Below are 19,376 nucleotides of genomic sequence, written 5' to 3' on the forward strand. Positions count from 1 at the left end.
TCACAGCTTCGGGGCAATCTCGTCGTTCCAGATGCGCTCCCGGTCCTCCTGCGCCATGTGGCAGGCGGACAGGTGACCGGGCTTCACCTCGCGCAGCTCGGGCCGCGTGGTGCGGGTGATGCCGCCCTCGGGGACGTCCGCGTACGGGCAGCGCGGGTTGAAGGCGCAGCCCTCGGGGACGTTGATGAGGCTGGGCGGCGAGCCCTTGACGGGGATGAGCCGCTCGGCCCGGTCCCGGTCGATGCGCGGCATGGAGCCGAGCAGCCCCCAGGTGTAGGGGTGCTGCGGCTCGTAGAAGACCTGCTCGGCCGTGCCGTACTCGATGCACCGGCCGCCGTACATCACCAGGATGTCGTCGGAGAGTTCGGCGACGACGCCCAGGTCGTGGGTGATGATGATGACGGCGGAGCCGAACTCCTTCTGCAGATCGCGGATCAGGTCGAGGATCTGCGCCTGGACGGTGACGTCGAGGGCCGTGGTCGGCTCGTCAGCGATCAGCAGTTCGGGGTTGTTGACCAGCGCCATGGCGATCATGGCGCGCTGACGCATCCCGCCGGAGAACTCGTGCGGGAAGCTGTCGACCCGCTTCTTCGGCTCGGGGATGCCGACCCTGTCCAGGAGTTCGACCGCCCGCCTGCGCGCGGTCTTCTTGTCGACGCTGTGGTGGACGCGGTACGCCTCCACGATCTGGTGGCCGACGGTGAAGAAGGGGTGCAGCGCCGAGAGCGGGTCCTGGAAGATCATGGAGATGTCCCGGCCGCGGAGCTTGCGCACGCTGTCCGGGTCCGCGCTCAGCAGTTCCTGACCGTTCAGCCAGATCTCACCGGAGAGCCGGGGCCGCTGCCTGCCGTACTGACCGACGGTGTGCAGCCCCATGATGCCGAGCGAGGTGACCGACTTGCCCGAACCGGACTCGCCGACGATACCGAGCGTCTTGCCCTTCTCCAGCGAGAAGGAGAGGCCGTCGACGGACTTGACCAGGCCGTCCTGGGTGGGGAAGTGCACCCGCAGGTCGCGCACCTCCAGGAAGGCCGTGGGCGGCTCCTTGGCGAGCGCGGGCTCTCCGGGTGCGGTGCCGGTGCCGGTCAGGTCCGTGTCCGGCGCGGTCTTCCTGGTGACGGCGGCCGCGGGCGGCGCGTCGTCCCGTTCCTGGCCGGCGGTGTCCCCGGCGCCGTCCCCGCGGGGGGCGTCCGCCTTGGTGACCTCGGCCTTAAGGGCGTCAGCCTTCTCGTCCCCCTGGGACGGCCCGGGTCCGGGCGTGTGCTCGTGGTCGGTCATCCCAGCCTCACTCGGGGGTCGATCACGCCGTACAGCAGGTCCACGACGAGGTTCGCGACGACCACGGCGGTTGCGGTGATCAAGGTGACGCCCAGGATCAGCGGCAGGTCGCGGTCGGTGATCGCCTTGAGCACGGCCTGGCCGAGCCCGGGGATGCTGAAGGTGGTCTCGGTCAGGATCGCGCTGCCCATCAGGGCGCCGATGTCGATGCCCAGCAGCGTCAGGACGGGCGTCATGGTGGAGCGCATCGCGTGCTTGCCGATGACGACGGGCTCCTTGAGGCCCTTGGCGCGGGCGGTGCGGATGTAGTCCTCACCCATCACCTCCAGCATGGTGGCCCGGGTGAGCCGGGCGTACATCGCGCCGAAGAGGAAGGCGAGGGTGATCCAGGGCAGGATCATGCCGCTGAACCATTTGGCCGGGTTCTCGCCGAACGGGGTGAAGGAGTTGCTCACCATGCCGAACTGGTAGGCGAAGACCGCCAACGAGAGCAGGCCGGTGAAGTAGATCGGCAGCGAGACGCCCGCCAGGGCGCCGGTCATGGCCAGCCGGTCCCACAGGGTGCCGCGCTTGAGTGCGGAGAGCACGCCGACGGTCAGGCCGATCAGCAGCCAGATCACGGCGGCCCCCAGCGCCAGGGAGAGCGTGACCGGGAAGCGGTCGGTCAGTACGGGCCAGATCTCCTGCTCGGTACGGAAGGAGTAGCCGAAGCAGGGCGCTCCGCAGTGCGTGGTGGTGCCGCCACCGACGTAGTCGCGGCCGACGAACAGGCCCTTGAAGAACTCGAAGAGCTGCACCAGGACCGGGTCGTCGAGCTGGAGCTTCTCGCGTACGCCCTCGATGCTGTCCTTGTCGGCCTGCTTGCCGACGAACATGGTGGCCGGGTCTATCCCCGCCCACTTGGGGATCAGGAAGAAGATGCAGAAGACCGCCAGGATGATGACGACCAGCATCACTGCGACGGCGAACAGCCGCCTGATGAGGTATGTGAGCACTGCTCTGTGGCCGCCCTCGGGCGGCCCGGCCCGCTCCCGGTCAGGGAGCCGGCGGCCGGGCCGCCGCGCGGCCTTCACCTGCCCTTCGTGCCAGCGGCGGGTGGCGCCGTCAGATGGTGATGTCGGTGACGGCCACCGTGACCGGTGCGGTCACGGTGGCCGGGGCGGTCATTTGACGCCGATGGACGCGAAGTCGTACCAGCCGCTGAAGGAGTCGGCCGCGTAGACGTTGGTGAGCCGGTCCGAGCGCCACTGGACGACCCGCAGGTAGGTCAGCGGCAGGTAGTGGGCCTGCGCCATGACCTCCTTGTTGACCTCGGCGTACTTGTCGGCGGCCTTGTCCGGGTCGAGCTCGGCGACGGCCTCGTCGATGCCCTTGTCGACCTTCGGCTCGTCGATCAGCCCGTAGTTGTTGTTGCCGTTGTCACGGATCTTGGAGCTGTCCCACAGCTCGATGCCGTACCCCTGGCCGCTGGGGAAGTCCGGGCCCCAGCCGTGCAGGATCATCCCGTAGTTCTTCTTCTTCACGGTCGCCTGGTTGCCGACGATCGAGGAGCTCTGCGAGCCGTCGTACTGGTCGATCTCCGCCTTGATACCGACCTCCTTGAGGGAGGCCTGGATCGACTCGGCCGACTTCACGTCCGCCTTGTCGGTGTTGCGGACCGCCAGCGTGGTGCTGAAGCCCTTCGGCTTGCCGCACTTCTTGAGCTCTTCCTTGGCCTTGGCGACGTTCGCCTTGCCACCGTTCTTGCGGATGCCGTACTGGTCGTCGGTCTTGTCGTGCCCCGGGACGACCGGCGGCAGCATGTTGACGGCCAGGTCACCACCGGCGGTCGGGCCACCGCGCGCGGTCTGCACCGACGTGTGGTCCGTACCGTAGATGGCCGCCTTGCGGCAGTGGATGTTGTCGAACGGCTTCACGCTCTGCGGGAAGGCCACGTAGGAGATGAACCCGGTCTGCGGGTTGTCGACGTTGCCCTTGTGCTGCTTGAGGGCCTGCTGCCGGCCCTGGACCTCCATGCCGCGCTGGTTGAGGTCGAGGTCGGCGTCCCCGTTGAGCAGCCGCTTGTCACGCTCGTCGGGGTTGGTCAGCAACGTGACCTTGACCTGGTCCGGCAACGCCTTGCGCAGCGGGTCGCTCTTGCGGTCCCAGTTCTTGTTGCGCACCAGGAGCAGCGACTTGTTCGGGGTGTACGACTTGAACTTGTACGGGCCCGAGGAGAACGGGTGCAGCGTGTACTTGGACTTGGTGTCCTTGTCCTTGCGCACCGGCGCGTTGGTGGGCATCGCCAGCATCTGCTCGAAGTCACCGTTGGGCTCGGGCAGGTGGAACTCGATGGTCTTGGAGTCCGGGGTCTTGATGCCCTTGAACTCGCTCTTGTCCTCGTAGGGACCCTTCCACTTGCCGTCCGGGTCCAGGACGTCCTTGATGTAGGTGGGGCCGCCCGACAGCGTCTTCTGCGCCCACTGGCGCTCGATGCCGTACTTGACGTCCTGGGCGGTGATCTTCTTACCGTCCTCCCACTTCACGTCGTCCTTGAGCGAGTACTTGTAGACCTTGCCGTCGTCGGATATCTGGGCCTTGTCGGTCGCCAGGTCCGGCTGGAGGTCCACGCTCTTCTTGCCCGGCTTGGGGCTGTAGCTCACCAGCGTGCGGCTGTAGTACCGGGAGAAGTCGAAGACGAAGCCGTAGTACATGCGGGTGGTGTCCCAGGAGTCGGCGTCCTGGACGCCGACGAACTTGAGGGTCCCGCCCTTCTTGTTCGAGGCGTTGGCGACCTTGTTGACGCCCGCGTCGTACTTGCCGCCGCCCTCGCTGTCGCTGTTGCCGCCGCAGGCCGAGGTGGCCAGCAGCGTCGCGGCGGCGACGGCCGACAGCGCGGCCAGCCGACGCCTCGATGTGCGTAGGGTTGTCACGTCTCGCAACCTCCGTGGTAGGTCACGGCCCGCACGAGCTGGGCGGAGCCGGGGTCTGGGGTGGGGAGTCAACGGGTCCCCTTCGGGTCCAGAGCGTCGCGTACGCCGTCACCGAAGAGGTTGAAGGCGAGCACGGTGATGAAGATGGCGACACCGGGAATGATCATGTACATCGGGTCGGACTCGTAGTACGTCACGGCGTCGGACAGCATGGAGCCCCAGGAAGCGGTGGGCGGCTTGACGCCCACGCCGAGGAAGCTGAGCGCGGCCTCGGTGAGGATGTTGGTCGGGATCATCAGCGTCGTGTAGACGGTGATCGGCGCGACCAGGTTGGGCAGCAGCTCCTTGCTGATGATGTAGCCGCGCCCCGCCCCCAGGCTGCGCGCCGCCTCGATGTACTCCCGCTCGCGCAGCGACAGCACCTGGCCGCGCACGATCCGGCCGATGTAGGGCCAGCCGAAGAAGCCGATGACCAGGATCATCACCAGCAGCCGCACGCCGGTGCCGGTCAGCCCCAGCAGGTCGTTCGGCATCACGGAGATCAGGGAGATGATGAACAGCAGCTGCGGGAAGGCCAGCAGCATGTCCATCACGCGGCTGATCAGCGCGTCCAGCCAGCCGCCGAAGTAGCCGGCGAGGGTGCCGAGGACCGTGCCGAAGACGACGGCGACGAAGGCGGAGAGGAAGCCCACCAGGATCGAGACGCGGGCGCCGTAGAGGATGCGGGCCAGGATGTCCCGGCCGCTGACCGGCTCCACACCCAGCAGGTGCTCGCCCGAGATGCCGCCGAGCGCGCCCTCGGGCGTGCTGAAGAGCGGATCGATCAGGTTCTCGTGACGGGCGTTGGGATCCTGGCCGATCAACGCGGTCAGCAGGGGCGCGAACACCGCGACCAGGATCAGCAGCAGCACGACGGCACCGCCGATCAGCGCCACCTTGTCCCGCTTGAGGCGGTCCCAGGCGATCCGGCCGAGTGAGCGGCCCTCGATCGCCTTCTGGGTCTCGGCCGGGGCTGGCTCCACGACCGCGGTGCCCGCAGACGTTTCCTCGTGCAGTGGTGCCGTCATCGTGTTGAGGACCCCTTCTCGACCGGCAGTTGACCAGTCCACACACACCGCTGTAGCGGTCGAAGTTTGAAGGACGTTCGCAAGCCGTTGGTGCGAAAGGCAGCGCGACGGCCGCCAGGTGGCTTATGGCTCGGGAGTCTTCATCGCGGTCACGATCAGTCGCCAGACCTCCCCGGGAAAGGATGCGCAACTGTGATGTGACGCGGCATGTTCCGTTATGCGGACGGAAGTTGACGTTGAGCGGAGCGTGACCAGTAGTTATGTCCTGATCTGAACGGTCTGGGCCGTGGCTTCCCGACGGCGTCCGCGGAGCGGTTGCCCAGCCTCAGAGGGGCCGCGGGTAGCCGTAGCCGAAACCGCCCGCGGCGGGTCCGGGAGCACCGTATCCCGCCTGCGGCTGGGCGTCACGGTCGAAGAAGGGGCGCGCCTGGCTGCGCAGCCACATCGCCACCGGGTCGTAGTCGTCGGCCATGGCGACGCTGGAGACCGGCAGTCCCTCCGGCACGGCGGTCACCGACTGGGCCATCATCCTCCGCGCCGCCTCCACGGAAGCGGGACTGTTGTCGTAGAGCTCCAGCCCGATGGCCAGGTACGGGACGCCCAGCGCGGGCCGCACCCAGGCGCGGCGCAGCGAGCGGACCGCCGGGGTGAGGTGTGCGTTCTGCGCCAGCAGCGCGTAGAACTGCGGGATCTCCAGGGTGGGTTCGCCGATGCTCAACGGCCCGGCGGGCAGTTGGTCGAGCCCGACCGCGACCCGCCGCAGGTCCGGCCACGGGATGCCGAGGCCGCCCCCGGGAGCGTGCGGATTCAGCCAGATGCCCCAGCGGTCGGGGAAGAGGGCCGCCGCGATGTCCCGGCCGCCGACCACCTCGTGCGCGCGGCTCCAGCCGGAGGCCGCCAGCTCCTGCGCGGAGGTCACACAGGGCGCGTAGCCGTACCCGGCCACCTCCATGTTGCCGTACTGGGCGTCCGGCGAACCCGCCTGGCCGTTCCACAGCAGCATCCACAGTCGGCCGCCGGCGAGCGCCTGCAGGAGGGCTTCGTAGCTCTCGAAGGTGTCGTACGCCCCCGGCGAGATCCGCCGCAGGAGTTGCTCGACGCTTCCACCCGCGCTCACCTGGGCCGCCCTTCCGCCTCTGACGCCTTCCCTGCACGTCCCGTCGCTCCGCACCGCTATCCAACCAGCTTAAGAGGGGGGCGGGACATCGGTACTCCTACTCAGCTCTGCCCCCGTACGCGGGCCCACGTCCCGCTTGCGCGCTCCTGGGGCTGTGCGTTCCTGTCCCCCGCTCCTCCCGGTGCGACCGTGGGCGGGCTCGCTTCAGACGTGACCCTCACGGGTGTAGAAGGGGCGGACGCACTGCCGCATCCAGTCCACGACCGGGTCCTCGGCGACGTCGAGCAGCACCATCTGGACCGGCCAGCGCACCGGGGCCTGGTGCAGCGCCCTGCCGAGCGCGTCGTGCGCCGCCTGCCGCGCCTCCGGCTCCAGCAGGTCGAGCTCCATGCCGATGAACAGCGCGGGATCGTCGCCCTCGACGCTGGCCAGCCCGCGGCGGGCCGACCGCACCGCAGGGAGCGCGGCGAACTCGGCGGAGGCGGCGGCCAGGAAGGCGAGCGGATCGTCCTGCCAGTCCGGCTCGAACAGGCGCACCCGTGCACCCCGGGTGCCCCCGGACACGGCCTGCTCCGCGGGCGTGCTCGCACACAGCTCCGCGACGGCCTCGGCGGGCACCGGCGCCCCGACGGTGCCGTCCGGGTTCACCGCGAGGCCCACCCCGGGAGGCAGCCCGCGCGCGAACTCCCTGACCGGGGCGATGGTGAAGGACACATGGCCGCCGACGACGTGCAGGAACTGCTCCTGGGAGCTGAAGACCGGCACGTAGACCGCGCCTCCCAGCTCGATGGTGGGCAGGTCCAGTTCCCGGCTCTCCCGGCTGCCGCCCTCCGGCAGCGGTACCCACACGCTGCTGCGGCCCAGCACCTCCAGCAGCCGCGCCCCCGCATGGGGGACCCGGACCGAGGCGGCCAGCGCCTCCTCCAGCTCGTTGCCGGGCCAGCCGCCCCCGTGACCGGGCCCGAAGTGCTGCGGCTGCGGCTGCTGGGGCTGCGAGGGAACTGTCATGCGCACCAGCCTATCCACGGCCCCGCTACCACCCGACGGGCCGGTCCCGGGCCCCCACATCACCGTCACATGCGCGCGTACGGCGCCGTCGTGCGCACCCGTACGCCACCCCCACGTGAACACGTACGGCGACGCTCCGGTTGCGGACCGTGCGGAAGGGTCGAAGAGTGGTGTACGTCCCACTACGTGCCGATCGGCACGCCGACTGGAGGAAAAGCACATGCGCGTGAACAGGATCACCGCCGCGGCCGTCACCGTCTCGCTGGCCGGCTCGCTCGCCATCGGCGCGGCGGGCGCCGCGTCCGCCGCGCCCGCCGACCACTCCCCGGGGCACACGGCGGGGACCCAGGCCAAGCCCGGGCCGTCCGAGGACCCGGGGACCCAGGACCAGGGAGCGGCCACGGGCAAGCCCACCCAGCCGCAGCACAAGCCCTCCGACCAGGACAAGCCCGTCCGCCCGCAGTCGCCGCAGGAGCAGTCACCGCAGGAGCAGTCACCGCTGAAGGACGAGACGCCCGGCGAGTCCGGCAAGCCGGACACCGCGAAGCCGGGCCTGCCCGAGCAGCCCGGGAACGCGGCCGAGCCGGGCAGGCCCGGTCAGGCCACCGAGCAGACGAAGCCCAGCAAGCCCAGCAAGCCCGGCAAGCCCGCTGACCAGGCCGCGCCGCAGGCACCGGGCAAGCCCGGTGCCCCCACCGGCAAGGAGCAGGCGGCTCCGCAGCAGATGCAGCTCCCGCAGGGGCCGGCGCAGAAGCCCACCACCCCCGAACAGGGCCGGTGAGCGGCGACCGCCGCACCGGCACCCTCTGACAACCGGCATGTCCCCGTCCGCGGGCCCGCCACCCCTTTCCCGGGGGCGGCGGGCCCGCGGGCGTCACCGTCCGGTACCGGCCGGCGCGGGCTCCGGGAGCTCAGGCCGGTTCGGGGGCGGGGCTCGGACGGGGGCCCGGGTCGGGGCTGGGCTTCGGTACCGGACGGATGTGGGCGGTCACGGACATCGGCACGGGAGCGGGCAGCGGCGCGAAGGAGAAGGAGCGCAACGCTCCCGCCGCGCCGCGGTCCAGCAGGACGGCCGAGGCGCAGCCACGCGGCAGCCGTCCCGCCTCGGCGGCGGTGCGCAGCCTGCGTACCGCCCGCAGATGGCGGCGGAAGGCGTACCCCGTCACGCCACGGCCGCGGGCGGCCTGCCCGTCCAGCGCATCCTGCGCCGAGACGTCGAGCAGCACCAGATGGAGAGCGCGCCCGCGCCGCGCCGCGTCCCGGGCGAGCCAACGGCGCACCCAGCTCTGCGTGCCGCAGTCGTGGACGACCACGGAGTCACCGGAGGCCAGCGCGGCGCGCAGCCCTGCGTAGTGGGCCAACCGCACCAGGGGCCGGTAGAAGCCGTAGGGCAGCCGGTCCGGGAGCCGGCGCTCCCAGCGTTCGCGGGTGTCCTGGGAGTCGACGCGGACCACGCCCGGGTGCACGGCCCTTCGCATGAGGGTGGACTTCCCCCCGCCGGGCAGCCCGGAGACCACGACCACGTCCCCCGCGCGGTACCGCAGCGTGCGCGGGGCGGTGCTGCCGCGCAGATCGTGGCGGAGCACGGCGTGCGTGGCCGGGTCCGGCCGGGCCTGCCCGTCCTGGGGGGTGCGGCCTCTCGGGGGCGGGTCCGTCCGCCGTGCCCCGGCGCGCGTCGGTGTCGTCTCAGCACCGCACAGGCTGCCCACTGGTCTCCCCCTCCCGAGGGCGGCATGTACGCCGCCTCATCCCCGCCAAGTGTAAAGAAACGGTAATGCGATTCAAGGCGATCGACCCCGCTCAGGGGCAGCCACGGCCCGCTCACCCGTGCGATGATGTGCGGGCCAACTGCATACCGGCCGTTCGAACCCGCGCGGGAGAGTCCCCGGCGAGCAGCGCGCGAAACCGTCACGGATCCGCGCACCCGCACGCCAGGGCGCCGAAGGAGCAAGATCCTCCCTTGAATCTCTCAGGCCCCGTTACCGTGCGGGCGAGGCAGATCTGAAAAGCGGACCCCCGGTCCTCCGCCACGGCGCGGGCCGGCGGTCCCACCCAAGGTGCAAGCCGCACTCCGCCGCGTCGGGGCTGTCGGCGAACCTCTCAGGTTCCGATGACAGATGGGGAGGACATCCGCGTCACACCCCTTTCCGGTACCTGGGAGCCTGAATGAGCGAGCCGTCGGCCGCCCGCAAGACCGCTTTGGACGCCACCCACCGCGCGCTGGGCGCCACCATGACCGACTTCGCCGGCTGGGACATGCCGCTGCGCTACGGCAGCGAGCGCGAGGAGCATCTGGCCGTGCGCTCCGCCGCCGGCCTCTTCGACCTCTCCCACATGGGCGAGATCACCCTGACCGGGCCGCAGGCGGCCGCGCTGCTGGACCACGCGCTGGTCGGCAACCTGTCCAAGCTGGCCGTGGGCCGCGCGCGGTACACGATGATCTGCGACGAGCAGGGCGGCATCCTCGACGACCTCATCGTCTACCGGCTCGACGACCAGGAGTACCTGGTCGTCGCCAACGCGGCCAACGCGCAGACCGTCCTGGACGCGCTGCGCGAGCGGCAGGACGGGTTCGGCGCCGAGGTGCGGGACGACCGCGACAAGTACGCCCTGATCGCGGTGCAGGGCCCGGCCGCCGCGGGCATCCTCAAGCAGCAGACCGGCTTCGACGTCGACGGGCTGCGCTACTACGCGGGCGAGCGCGACATCGTGGCGGGCAAGCCGGCGCTCATCGCCCGTACGGGGTACACCGGCGAGGACGGTTTCGAGCTGTTCGTGGCCACCGAGGACGCCGTCGCGGTGTGGGAGGCGCTGACCGCCTCCGGTCAGGACGCGGGACTGGTGCCGTGCGGGCTGAGCTGCCGCGACACGCTCCGCCTGGAGGCGGGCATGCCGCTGTACGGGCACGAGCTGTCGACGTCGCTGACACCGTTCGACGCGGGCCTGGGCAGGATCGTCAAGTTCGAGAAGACCACGAACGAGGGCCGTTTCGTGGGCCGGGAGGCGCTGGCCGCCGCCAAGGAGCGGGCCGAGACCGCGCCGCCGCGCAAGCTGGTCGGACTGATCGCGCAGGGACGGCGCGTGCCGCGTGCGGGCTATCCGGTGGTCGCCGCGGACGGTGCGGTGGTGGGCGAGGTCACCTCGGGCGCCCCGTCGCCGACGCTGGGCAAGCCGATCGCGATGGCGTACGTGGACACGGCGTACGCGCCCCCCGGCACGGAGGGCGTCGCCGTCGACATCCGCGGCTCCCACGAGCCGTACGAGGTCGTGGCGCTGCCCTTCTACAAGCGCGACTGACGTCGCCCGCACGCCCGGCGGCCCCGTCCACCAGCCAAGACCTGCTTCCACCGCACCTACCGCATCCGGGAGAATCGACCCATGAGCAACCCCGAGCAGCTCCGCTACAGCAAGGAGCACGAGTGGCTGTCCGACGCCGAGGACGGCGTCGCGACGGTCGGCATCACCGAGCACGCCGCGAGTGCGCTCGGCGACGTCGTCTTCGTCCAGCTCCCCGAGGTCGGGGACACCGTCACCGCGGGTGAGACCTGCGGCGAGCTGGAGTCCACCAAGTCCGTCAGCGACCTCTACTCCCCCGCCTCCGGGGAGATCACCGAGATCAACGAGGACGTCGTCGACGACCCGGCGCTGGTGAACTCCGCCCCCTACCAGGGCGGCTGGCTGTTCAAGGTGAAGGTCTCCGAGGTTCCGGACGACCTGCTCTCGGCCGACGAGTACGCGGCCTTCGCCTCGGGCGCCTGAGCCGCCCAGGCCCGGCTACGGGCCGGCCGGTCCGCCGGTCGTCCCGGGCAGCTTGCCCGCCCCGCCCATTTCCCAGGAATGGTTGTTTCCATGTCGCTTCTGAACGGCTCCCTCCACGAGGTCGACCCCGACGTCGCCGCCGCTGTCGACGCCGAACTCCACCGTCAGCAGTCCACCCTTGAGATGATCGCCTCGGAGAACTTCGCTCCGGTCGCCTCCATGGAGGCGCAGGGTTCGGTGCTCACCAACAAGTACGCCGAGGGCTACCCGGGCCGCCGCTACTACGGCGGCTGCGAGTACGTCGACGTCGTCGAGGACCTGGCCCGGGACCGGGTCAAGGCGCTGTTCGGCGCCGAGGCCGCCAACGTGCAGCCGCACTCGGGCGCCCAGGCCAACGCGGCGGCGATGTTCGCGCTGCTCAAGCCGGGCGACACCATCATGGGTCTGGACCTCGCGCACGGCGGGCACCTCACCCACGGCATGAAGATCAACTTCTCCGGCAAGCTCTACGACGTCGTCGCCTACAAGGTCGACGAGGCCACCGGCCGCGTCGACATGGACGAGGTCGAGCGGCTGGCCAAGGAGCACCGCCCCAAGCTCATCGTCGCGGGCTGGTCCGCCTACCCGCGGCAGCTCGACTTCGCCGCGTTCCGCCGCGTCGCGGACGAGGTCGGCGCGCTGCTGATGGTGGACATGGCGCACTTCGCCGGGCTGGTCGCCGCCGGGCTGCACCCGAGCCCGGTGCCGTACGCGGACGTGGTGACCACCACCACCCACAAGACCCTCGGCGGCCCGCGCGGTGGCGTGATCCTCTCGAAGAAGGAACACGCCAAGAAGATCAACTCGGCGGTCTTCCCCGGGCAGCAGGGCGGCCCCCTGGAGCACGTGATCGCCGCCAAGGCCGTCTCCTTCAAGATCGCCGCCAGCGACGACTTCAAGGAGCGTCAGCAGCGCACTCTGGCCGGCGCGCGCCTCCTCGCCGAGCGCCTGCTGCGGCAGGACACGGTCGACGCGGGCGTCTCGGTGCTGTCCGGCGGCACCGACGTGCACCTCGTCCTGGTCGACCTGCGCAACAGCGAGCTGGACGGGCAGCAGGCCGAGGACCGGCTGCACGACATCGGCATCACCGTCAACCGCAACGCCGTACCCAACGACCCGCGGCCGCCGATGGTGACCTCCGGGCTGCGCATCGGGACGCCCGCGCTGGCGACCCGCGGCTTCACCGAGGAGGACTTCGCCGAGGTCGCCGACATCATCGCCGAGGCGCTGCTGCCCGGCTTCGACGACGCCAAGGGCAAGGCGCTGGCCGCGCGGGTCGGCGCGCTCGCCCAGAAGCACCCGCTGTACCCCACACTGGACAAGTAGGCGCCCGGGGCACCTTCGGGCGCAGGCCGCTCGGTGGTCCGCCCCGCTCGGCCCCCGGTCCCCGGGCCCCGGTCGCTTCGGTGACCGGGGCCCGGGGGACCGGGGGCCGGGTCGGGGGACCGGGTCTTCGGGCAGCCGGTTCCCGGGGCCAGGTCTTCCGGGGAGCCGGTACCGGGGCCGGAACCTGGGGCTCCGGGGCTCCGGGCCAGGGGGCCCGGGGCGGCCAAGTCCCTCACAGGCGGGCCCGGGGGCCGGGTCCAGGGACCGGGTCCGGGGACCGGGTCCGGGGACCGGATCCAGGGACCGGGTCCGGGGACCGGATCCAGGGACCGGGTCCAGGAATCGGTTCCGGCGGCCGGGTCCGGGGCCGCGTTCCCGGGAAGCCGCTTCCGAGGACCGGGACCCGGGGGCCGAGCCTCCAGGGAAGCCGGGTCCGGAAACCAGACCAGGGACCGGGTCCGGGATCGGAGTCCCGGGAGCCGGGTCCGGATCCGTAAGCGGAGTCCCGGCGTTCGGGATCCGCATCCGGACGAGAGGACCCGGTGGCCTCGGGCACGGTTCCGGCGGAACCCGGAGCGGAATCCGGGGCCCGCGCCCCGGACCGCACACCAGCAATCCCACTCGCCCCACCAGGGCAAGGAGAGCCACACCATGGCAATCTCGGTCTTCGACCTCTTCTCCATCGGCATCGGCCCGTCGAGCTCCCACACCGTGGGCCCGATGCGCGCGGCGCGCATGTTCGTGCGGCGGCTGAAGAACGAGGGCGCGCTGGCACACACCACGTCCGTCCGCGCCGAACTGTTCGGCTCCCTGGGTGCGACCGGCCACGGGCACGGCACCCCCAAGGCCGTCCTGCTGGGTCTGGAGGGCGAGTCCCCCCGCACCGTCGACGTCGAGAACGCCGACGCGAGGGTGGCCCGCATCCGCGAACAGGGCAGGCTGCGGCTGCTCGCCGCGGAGATAGGGGACGCGCACGAGATCGCCTTCGACGAGCGCAGCCAACTGATCCTGCACCGGCGGCGCTCCCTGCCGTACCACGCCAACGGCATGACCCTCTTCGCCTACGACGAGACCGGCGCACCGCTGCTGGAGAAGACGTACTACTCGGTCGGCGGCGGGTTCGTCGTCGACGAGGACGCCGTCGGTGAGGACCGCATCAAACTGGACGACACCGTCCTGCGCCACCCCTTCCGCACCGGCGACGACCTGCTGCGGCTCACCCGCGAGACGGGGCTGTCGGTCTCCCGGCTGATGCTGGAGAACGAGAAGGCCTGGCGGACCGAGGAGGAGATCCGGGCCGGTCTGCTGGAAATCTGGCAGGTGATGCGGGAGTGCGTGGCCCGCGGCCTCAACCAGGAGGGCATCCTTCCCGGCGGGCTGAAGGTCCGCCGCCGGGCCGCCACCTCCGCCCGGCAACTGCGCGCCGAGGGCCAGACGGAGGCGCACGCCACGGAGTGGACGACCCTCTACGCGATGGCCGTCAACGAGGAGAACGCCGCGGGCGGCCGCGTGGTGACCGCGCCGACCAACGGTGCGGCCGGCATCATCCCGGCCGTCCTGCACTACGCCCACCACTTCGTGCCCGGCACCGACGACGACGCCGTGGTCCGCTTCCTGCTCGCCGCAGGCGGCATCGGCATGCTCTTCAAGGAGAACGCCTCCATCTCCGGCGCCGAGGTGGGCTGTCAGGGCGAGGTCGGCTCGGCCTGCTCCATGGCAGCGGGCGGCCTCGCCGAGATCCTCGGCGGCAGCCCCGAACAGGTGGAGAACGCCGCCGAGATCGGCATCGAACACAACCTCGGCCTCACCTGCGACCCGGTCGGCGGTCTCGTCCAGATCCCCTGCATCGAGCGCAACGGGATGGCCGCGGTCAAGGCCGTCACCGCCGCCCGCATGTCCCTGCGCGGCGACGGCCGCCACCATGTCTCCCTCGACAAGGCCATCAAGACCATGCGGGAGACGGGCGCCGACATGAAGGTCAAGTACAAGGAGACGGCCCGCGGCGGCCTCGCGGTGAACGTCATCGAGTGCTGAGCGGCCCCGCTCTGACCAGGTGATTCGCGTCTTTCGGCGCTGTCACGGGCCTGCCCTTCTGTACGACGGGAAGTCCCTCATAAGTCCCTGCGACAGAGCTGGAAGTGACTGAAGAGTGGGCCGTGTGCGCCTGGCGCATGAGACGACAGACCCCATCACCCGCACATCGCGTCCGCTCGAACGGCTCGATGACCGTGTAGCTGCCGGACGACCAATCGTGGGCCGGGCACCGTTGTCGGGCACGAGCAGCCACACTCGGCCCGAGGGGTCCGTGGAGCATGGCCACTGGCTGAGACAGCAGCGGCGCAACACACACCGAAAGCTTCCCCGAAGCCTGGGATGAAAGGGACGGTGTCCGCTCTCGCAGTATGAGCATGGACAAAGCCCGTGTCCCCGCAGAGGATCCATGCGTCGTCCGGCGACCCGGGGGCGGCGTGCACGTCGTGGTACCTCATGGGTGTGCCTCCCCGGTCCCGGGGCAGCCGCCCGTTTCGATGGGCGGATGCCCCCCCTGATCGGCTTTCGGGTTTTCCCGTCGGGGTGAAGTCTTCGCGCAGGCGCTGCGCGTCATGCGGAGCGCCGCAGCGCTGCGGACTCCTCGAGCGCGACAGTGAGGTACTTCGCCGACGCCCCGACGCCTCCTTCGGCGACCTGTGCCGGGGTGCCGCTGGCGACGACGGTGCCGCCGGCCTCCCCCGCTCCGGGCCCGAGGTCGATGACGTGGTCGGCCGCGGCGACGACGCGCATGTCCAGTTCGACCATCACGACGGTGTTACCCGCTTCGACGAGTGTCTGCAGATGGGTGACGAGACGGTCGGCGTCGGCGCAGTGCAGTCCGGAGGTCGGCTCGTCGAGCACGTAGAGGGTGTCCCCGCGCTGGGCGCGCTGCAACTCGCTGGCGAGCTTGACGCGTTGAGCTTCCCCGCCGGAGAGCTCGGTGGCAGGCTGCCCGAGCCGCAGGTACCCGAGCCCCACGTCGATCAGCGAGGACAGGGCCCGCATGATCTCTTCCTCGCCGGTGAAGAACGCGTGGGCCTCCTCGACGGTCATCGCGAGGATCTGGGCAATGTTCCGGTCATGCCAGGTGATCTGGAGGGTGCTGGCTTCGTAGCGGGTACCGTGGCAGTCCGGACACTCGGTGTAGACCGAGGGAAGGAAGAGGAGCTCGACCATCACCGAGCCCTCACCCTCGCAGGTCGGGCAGCGGCCGCCGGTGACGTTGAAGGAGAACCGGCCGGGCTTGTAGCCACGGGAGCGTGCTTCTGGTGTCTGCGCGAAGCGGCTGCGTACATGGTCGAAGAGGCCCGTGTAGGTAGCTACGTTGGAGCGGGGCGTGCGGCCGATGGGCTTCTGGTCGATGCTGACCACGCGGCGCACGCCGGTCAGGTCCCCGTCGAGCGCGCCCTCGAGCCTGTCGGAGGAATCAGCCAGGAGCAGTTCGTCGTCCTCGGGGGCCTCGTCGACGGGCACGGCGCGCCCGAGGCGCTCGGTGAGCAGTGCGGGCAGCGCCTGGCTGACCAGGCTCGACTTGCCCGATCCGGACACGCCGGTCACAGCGGTGAGAACGCCCATGGGGATCGGGACGGACACGCTTCGCAAGTTGTTGCGGGTGACGCCGTCGAGCTCCAGCCATCCGCTTGGCCGGCGTGGCGAGTGCGGGCCGAGACCGCTGCCGCCGAAGAGGTACCCGCGGGTCACCGACTCTTCGACGTCGGCGAGGCCGTCGGTCGGCCCGCTGTAGACGATCCGGCCGCCGCGCTCGCCCGCGCCAGGGCCGATGTCGACGAGCCAGTCGGCGTGCCGCATCACGTCGACGGAGTGCTCGACGACGAACAGGCTGTTGCCCCGGCGTTTGAGCCCGTCGAGGATTCCGAGCAGCGCGGTCACGTCCTGCGGGTGCAGGCCCGCCGAGGGCTCGTCGAGCACGTATACGACGCCGAAGAGCTCCGAGGTGAGCTGGGTGGCCAGCCGCAGGCGCTGCAGTTCGCCGCCCGAGAGCGTGGGCGTGGTGCGGTCCAGGGAGAGGTAGCCGAGCCCCAGGTCGATGACGGGGCGCAGGCGGTCGATCAGCTCCGTGCCCAGGCGCGCCGTCGTGGCCAGCTTCTCGGCCGACCGGTTCGGGGTGCGGCGTACGTCGGGCGCGGCCGCGTGGGCGGATCCCCCGGCGGCGACGCGCTGCTGAACGGCCTGGCGGCGCGCGTCGGCGTGCAGGGCCTCGCCAGAGCTCCCCGTACTGCCAAAGGCAGCATCTGCCTGCTGTGCGGCGTCCGCGACGGCCCCCTCCAGCAGCGAGGCGAGCTCCCACAGCGGCAGGCCCGAGAAGTCGGCGATGTCGAGCCCCTCGAAGGTCACGGTCAGTGCTTCGGCCTTGAGCCGCTTGCCGTGGCAGGACGGGCACGGGGCCACGTCGAGGAACCGGGCGACGCGGCGCTTCATCGAGGCGCTCCTGGTGTTGGCGAAGGTGTCGAGCACATAGCGGCGCGCCCCGACGAACGTGCCCTGGTAGCTCGGCTCGACGCCCGCCTCGGTCGCGGCGCGCGCCTCGGAGAGCGTGAGCCTGGAATGGACAGGGACGGAGGGGGTCTCGTCGGTGTAGAGGATCCAGTCCCGCTCCTTCTTCGGCAGATCCTTCCAGGGGACGTCGACGTCGTAGCCGAGCGCGACGAGGACGTCGCGCAGCTGGTGGCCGTGCCAGGCGGTCGGCCATGAGGCGATCGCACGCTGGCGCAGCGTGCGGGAGGGGTCCGGCACCATCTTCTGCTCAGTCACCTCGTACACGCGGCCGATGCCGTGGCACTGCGGACAGGCTCCCTGAACGGTGTTGGCGGAGAAGTCCTCGGCAAAGAGCATCGGCTGATCGTCGGGGTAGTCGCCGGCGCGCGAGTAGAGCATGCGCACCAGGGACGAGAGCGTGGTGATGCTGCCCACCGACGAGCGGGAGCTGCGCCCTCCGCGCTGCTGCTGCAGGGCGACGGCCGGAGGCATCCCGGTGATCGAGTCGACGTCGGGGACGCCCGCCTGGTCGATCAGCCGCCTGGCATACGGGGCCAGCGACTCCAGGTAGCGCCGCTGCGACTCCGCGTAGAGGGTGCCGAAGGCGAGGGAGGACTTGCCCGACCCCGAGACGCCGGTGAAGACCACCGTTGCGTCGCGCGGCACCGTCAGGTCCACGTCCCTGAGATTGTGCTCGCGAGCGCCCAGCACCCGGACATCGGCCTGGACGGGCGAGGGTCCCCGGGGGGCGGGCGCTGCTGCGTCGGTCATGCCTTCAAAACTAGCAACGCGCGGACCGGCCCAGATGGAGATGACATGCCTGGTCGGGAGCGTGGCACGCGGCGTTGGTGCCTTGGCACGCAGGGCCTGGAGGGTCCGATTCCGGCGTGCGTACGTTGAGTGGCAGCCCTACGTTGGGAGAGCCGAGGTCGCGAAGCCACCGGAATGACCGCCGGCACTCCTGCGGCCGGGTTCCCCGATCAGCAAGAGGAGATCGTCATGGCAAGCAGCAACCGCGCCGTCCTCTTCCAGAACCCGAAAGACATGCGCGTCGAGTCCCTTGACTTTCCGAAGCTTCAGATGCCGAACGGGAGGAAGGCTCCGCACGGAGTCGTCCTCAGGATCGTCGCCACCAACATCTGCGGCAGCGACCTGCACATCTATCGCGGGTCCTTCCCGGTGCCTCAGGGAATGGTGATGGGGCACGAGATGACCGGGGAGGTCGTCGAGGTCGGCCTTGACGTCGAGTTCCTCGCCGAGGGCGACCTCGTCTCCGTCCCGTTCAACGTGGCCTGCGGCCGGTGCCGCAACTGCCGGGCGCGCCGGACCGACGTCTGCGAGACCACGAACCCCGACGTGGCCTGCGGGGCTTACGGCTTCAACCTGGGCGACTGGACCGGCGGCCAGGCCGAGTACCTGTTCGTCCCGTACGCCGACTTCCAGCTCCTGCGCTTCCCGGACAGGGACCAGGCCATGGCGAAGATCCGTGACCTGGCGCTGCTCTCGGACATCCTGCCCACCGCGTTCCACGGTCTCATGGAGGCCGGTGCCAAGCCCGGGTCGACCGTGTACATCGCCGGGGCCGGTCCGGTCGGCCGCTGCGGGGCAGCGGCGGCTCGCCTCCTCGGGGCGTCCTGCATCATCGTCGGCGACTACCACAAGGACCGTCTGGAGCTGATGAGGAAGAACGGCTGCGAGACGATCGACCTGAACCAGGACGCTGCGCTCACCGACCAGATCGAGGCCATCCTGGGCGAACCGATGGTCGACTGCGCGGTCGACTACGTCGGCGCCGAGGCTCACGGCATCGGCCGCGAGGCCGATGACATGAACCCGGCCTACGCCATCAACCAGGTGCTCGACGCCACCCGTGCAGGCGGAGCCACCGGAGTCATCGGTGTCTACGGCCCCGACCCGCTCGCGAAGTCGAAAGCCGAGCAAGCGGGAACGTTCCCGATCGACTTCGGCAAGGCATGGATCAAGTCGCCGCGGATATCCGCCGGGCAGGCACCGATCATGCACTACAACCGCGAGCTGATGATGGCGATCCTGTGGGACCGCATGCCCTACCTGAGCGACATGCTCAACACGAAGGTGATCGGCCTCGACGACGCCCCCGACGCCTACGCGACCTTCGACACGGGAGTGTCCGACAAGTTCATCATCGACCCCCACGGCCTCATTCCCGCCTGAGGCCGCCCTCCGCACGGTTCCGGCCCGCAGTCTCCTTTCGGGGAGGCTGCGGGCCGGAACCCCATGTCGCCGGCGCCTGGGTCGGCGAAAGGCCGGGGAGGAGCCTGCGGCGTACCCTGGGGGCAGGACACCGCGAGCCCCGGACAAACC

General features: G+C 70.5%; 14 protein-coding genes and 1 riboswitch. Of the genes, 6 read left to right on the plus strand and 8 right to left on the minus strand.

Annotated features, from left to right (window positions below):
• The 6 genes from H297_RS0100810 to H297_RS0100835 form a co-directional block, all read right to left on the minus strand.
• Positions 1-1,278 carry an ABC transporter ATP-binding protein gene (locus tag H297_RS0100810; RefSeq protein WP_486589360.1) on the minus strand — a complete coding sequence of 426 codons (1,278 nt, stop codon included), beginning with the start codon at positions 1,276-1,278 and terminating at the stop codon, positions 1-3.
• A complete protein-coding gene (locus tag H297_RS0100815) occupies positions 1,275-2,273 on the minus strand; it encodes an ABC transporter permease (RefSeq protein ID WP_027735498.1) in 999 nt (332 codons plus the stop codon). Before H297_RS0100815 ends, H297_RS0100810 begins: the two co-directional genes overlap by 4 nt.
• Before the next feature lie 168 nt (positions 2,274-2,441).
• The gene (locus tag H297_RS0100820; RefSeq protein ID WP_027735499.1) at positions 2,442-4,190 is read right to left on the minus strand and encodes an ABC transporter substrate-binding protein; all 1,749 of its coding nucleotides are present in this window, start codon (positions 4,188-4,190) and stop codon (positions 2,442-2,444) included.
• A 68-nt stretch (positions 4,191-4,258) separates the two neighbouring features.
• Positions 4,259-5,257 (minus strand): ABC transporter permease, encoded by a 999-nt coding sequence (locus H297_RS0100825; protein ID WP_027735500.1) that lies wholly within the window; start codon positions 5,255-5,257, stop codon positions 4,259-4,261.
• 325 nt (positions 5,258-5,582) lie between these two features.
• Positions 5,583-6,374 (minus strand): enhanced serine sensitivity protein SseB C-terminal domain-containing protein, encoded by a 792-nt coding sequence (locus tag H297_RS0100830; RefSeq protein WP_027735501.1) that lies wholly within the window; start codon positions 6,372-6,374, stop codon positions 5,583-5,585.
• Between the two features lie 204 nt (positions 6,375-6,578).
• Positions 6,579-7,382, minus strand: a complete 804-nt coding sequence (locus H297_RS0100835; RefSeq protein ID WP_027735502.1) for an enhanced serine sensitivity protein SseB — start codon at positions 7,380-7,382, stop codon at positions 6,579-6,581.
• 220 nt (positions 7,383-7,602) lie between these two features.
• Between H297_RS0100835 and H297_RS0100840 the strand changes: the two genes are divergently transcribed.
• A complete protein-coding gene (locus tag H297_RS0100840; protein WP_027735503.1) occupies positions 7,603-8,163 on the plus strand; it encodes a hypothetical protein in 561 nt (186 codons plus the stop codon).
• 130 nt (positions 8,164-8,293) lie between these two features.
• Here the strand turns inward: H297_RS0100840 and H297_RS33740 are convergent, their stop codons facing one another.
• Positions 8,294-8,968, minus strand: a complete 675-nt coding sequence (locus H297_RS33740) for an AAA family ATPase (protein WP_486589361.1) — start codon at positions 8,966-8,968, stop codon at positions 8,294-8,296.
• A gap of 278 nt (positions 8,969-9,246) precedes the next feature.
• A riboswitch (glycine riboswitch) is annotated at positions 9,247-9,377 on the plus strand.
• A gap of 171 nt (positions 9,378-9,548) precedes the next feature.
• On the opposite strand from H297_RS33740, the gene gcvT reads away from it, so the two are divergent.
• The 4 genes from gcvT to H297_RS0100865 all read left to right on the plus strand — a co-directional run bounded on the left by gcvT (position 9,549) and on the right by H297_RS0100865 (position 14,540).
• Positions 9,549-10,679: a glycine cleavage system aminomethyltransferase GcvT gene (gene gcvT / locus H297_RS0100850; RefSeq protein ID WP_027735504.1), complete on the plus strand. Its 1,131-nt coding sequence runs from the start codon at positions 9,549-9,551 to the stop codon at positions 10,677-10,679.
• 81 nt (positions 10,680-10,760) lie between these two features.
• Complete coding sequence (gene gcvH, locus H297_RS0100855) at positions 10,761-11,141, plus strand: glycine cleavage system protein GcvH (protein ID WP_027735505.1); 381 nt, start codon at positions 10,761-10,763, stop codon at positions 11,139-11,141.
• Between the two features lie 90 nt (positions 11,142-11,231).
• On the plus strand, positions 11,232-12,506 hold the full coding sequence (locus H297_RS0100860) for a serine hydroxymethyltransferase (protein WP_027735506.1): 1,275 nt from the start codon (positions 11,232-11,234) through the stop codon (positions 12,504-12,506).
• A gap of 651 nt (positions 12,507-13,157) precedes the next feature.
• Positions 13,158-14,540 carry an L-serine ammonia-lyase gene (locus H297_RS0100865; protein ID WP_027735507.1) on the plus strand — a complete coding sequence of 461 codons (1,383 nt, stop codon included), beginning with the start codon at positions 13,158-13,160 and terminating at the stop codon, positions 14,538-14,540.
• A 567-nt stretch (positions 14,541-15,107) separates the two neighbouring features.
• On the opposite strand, the gene H297_RS33745 is transcribed toward H297_RS0100865, so the two are convergent.
• Positions 15,108-17,804, minus strand: coding sequence for an excinuclease ABC subunit UvrA (locus tag H297_RS33745; RefSeq protein ID WP_037792452.1), 2,697 nt, complete (start codon positions 17,802-17,804; stop codon positions 15,108-15,110).
• Positions 17,805-18,032: 228 nt separating this feature from the next.
• On the opposite strand from H297_RS33745, the gene H297_RS0100875 reads away from it, so the two are divergent.
• On the plus strand, positions 18,033-19,226 hold the full coding sequence (locus H297_RS0100875; protein WP_027735508.1) for an alcohol dehydrogenase catalytic domain-containing protein: 1,194 nt from the start codon (positions 18,033-18,035) through the stop codon (positions 19,224-19,226).
• Positions 19,227-19,376: the final 150 nt, after the last annotated feature.

The sequence above is a fragment of the Streptomyces sp. CNT360 genome (assembly GCF_000424785.1).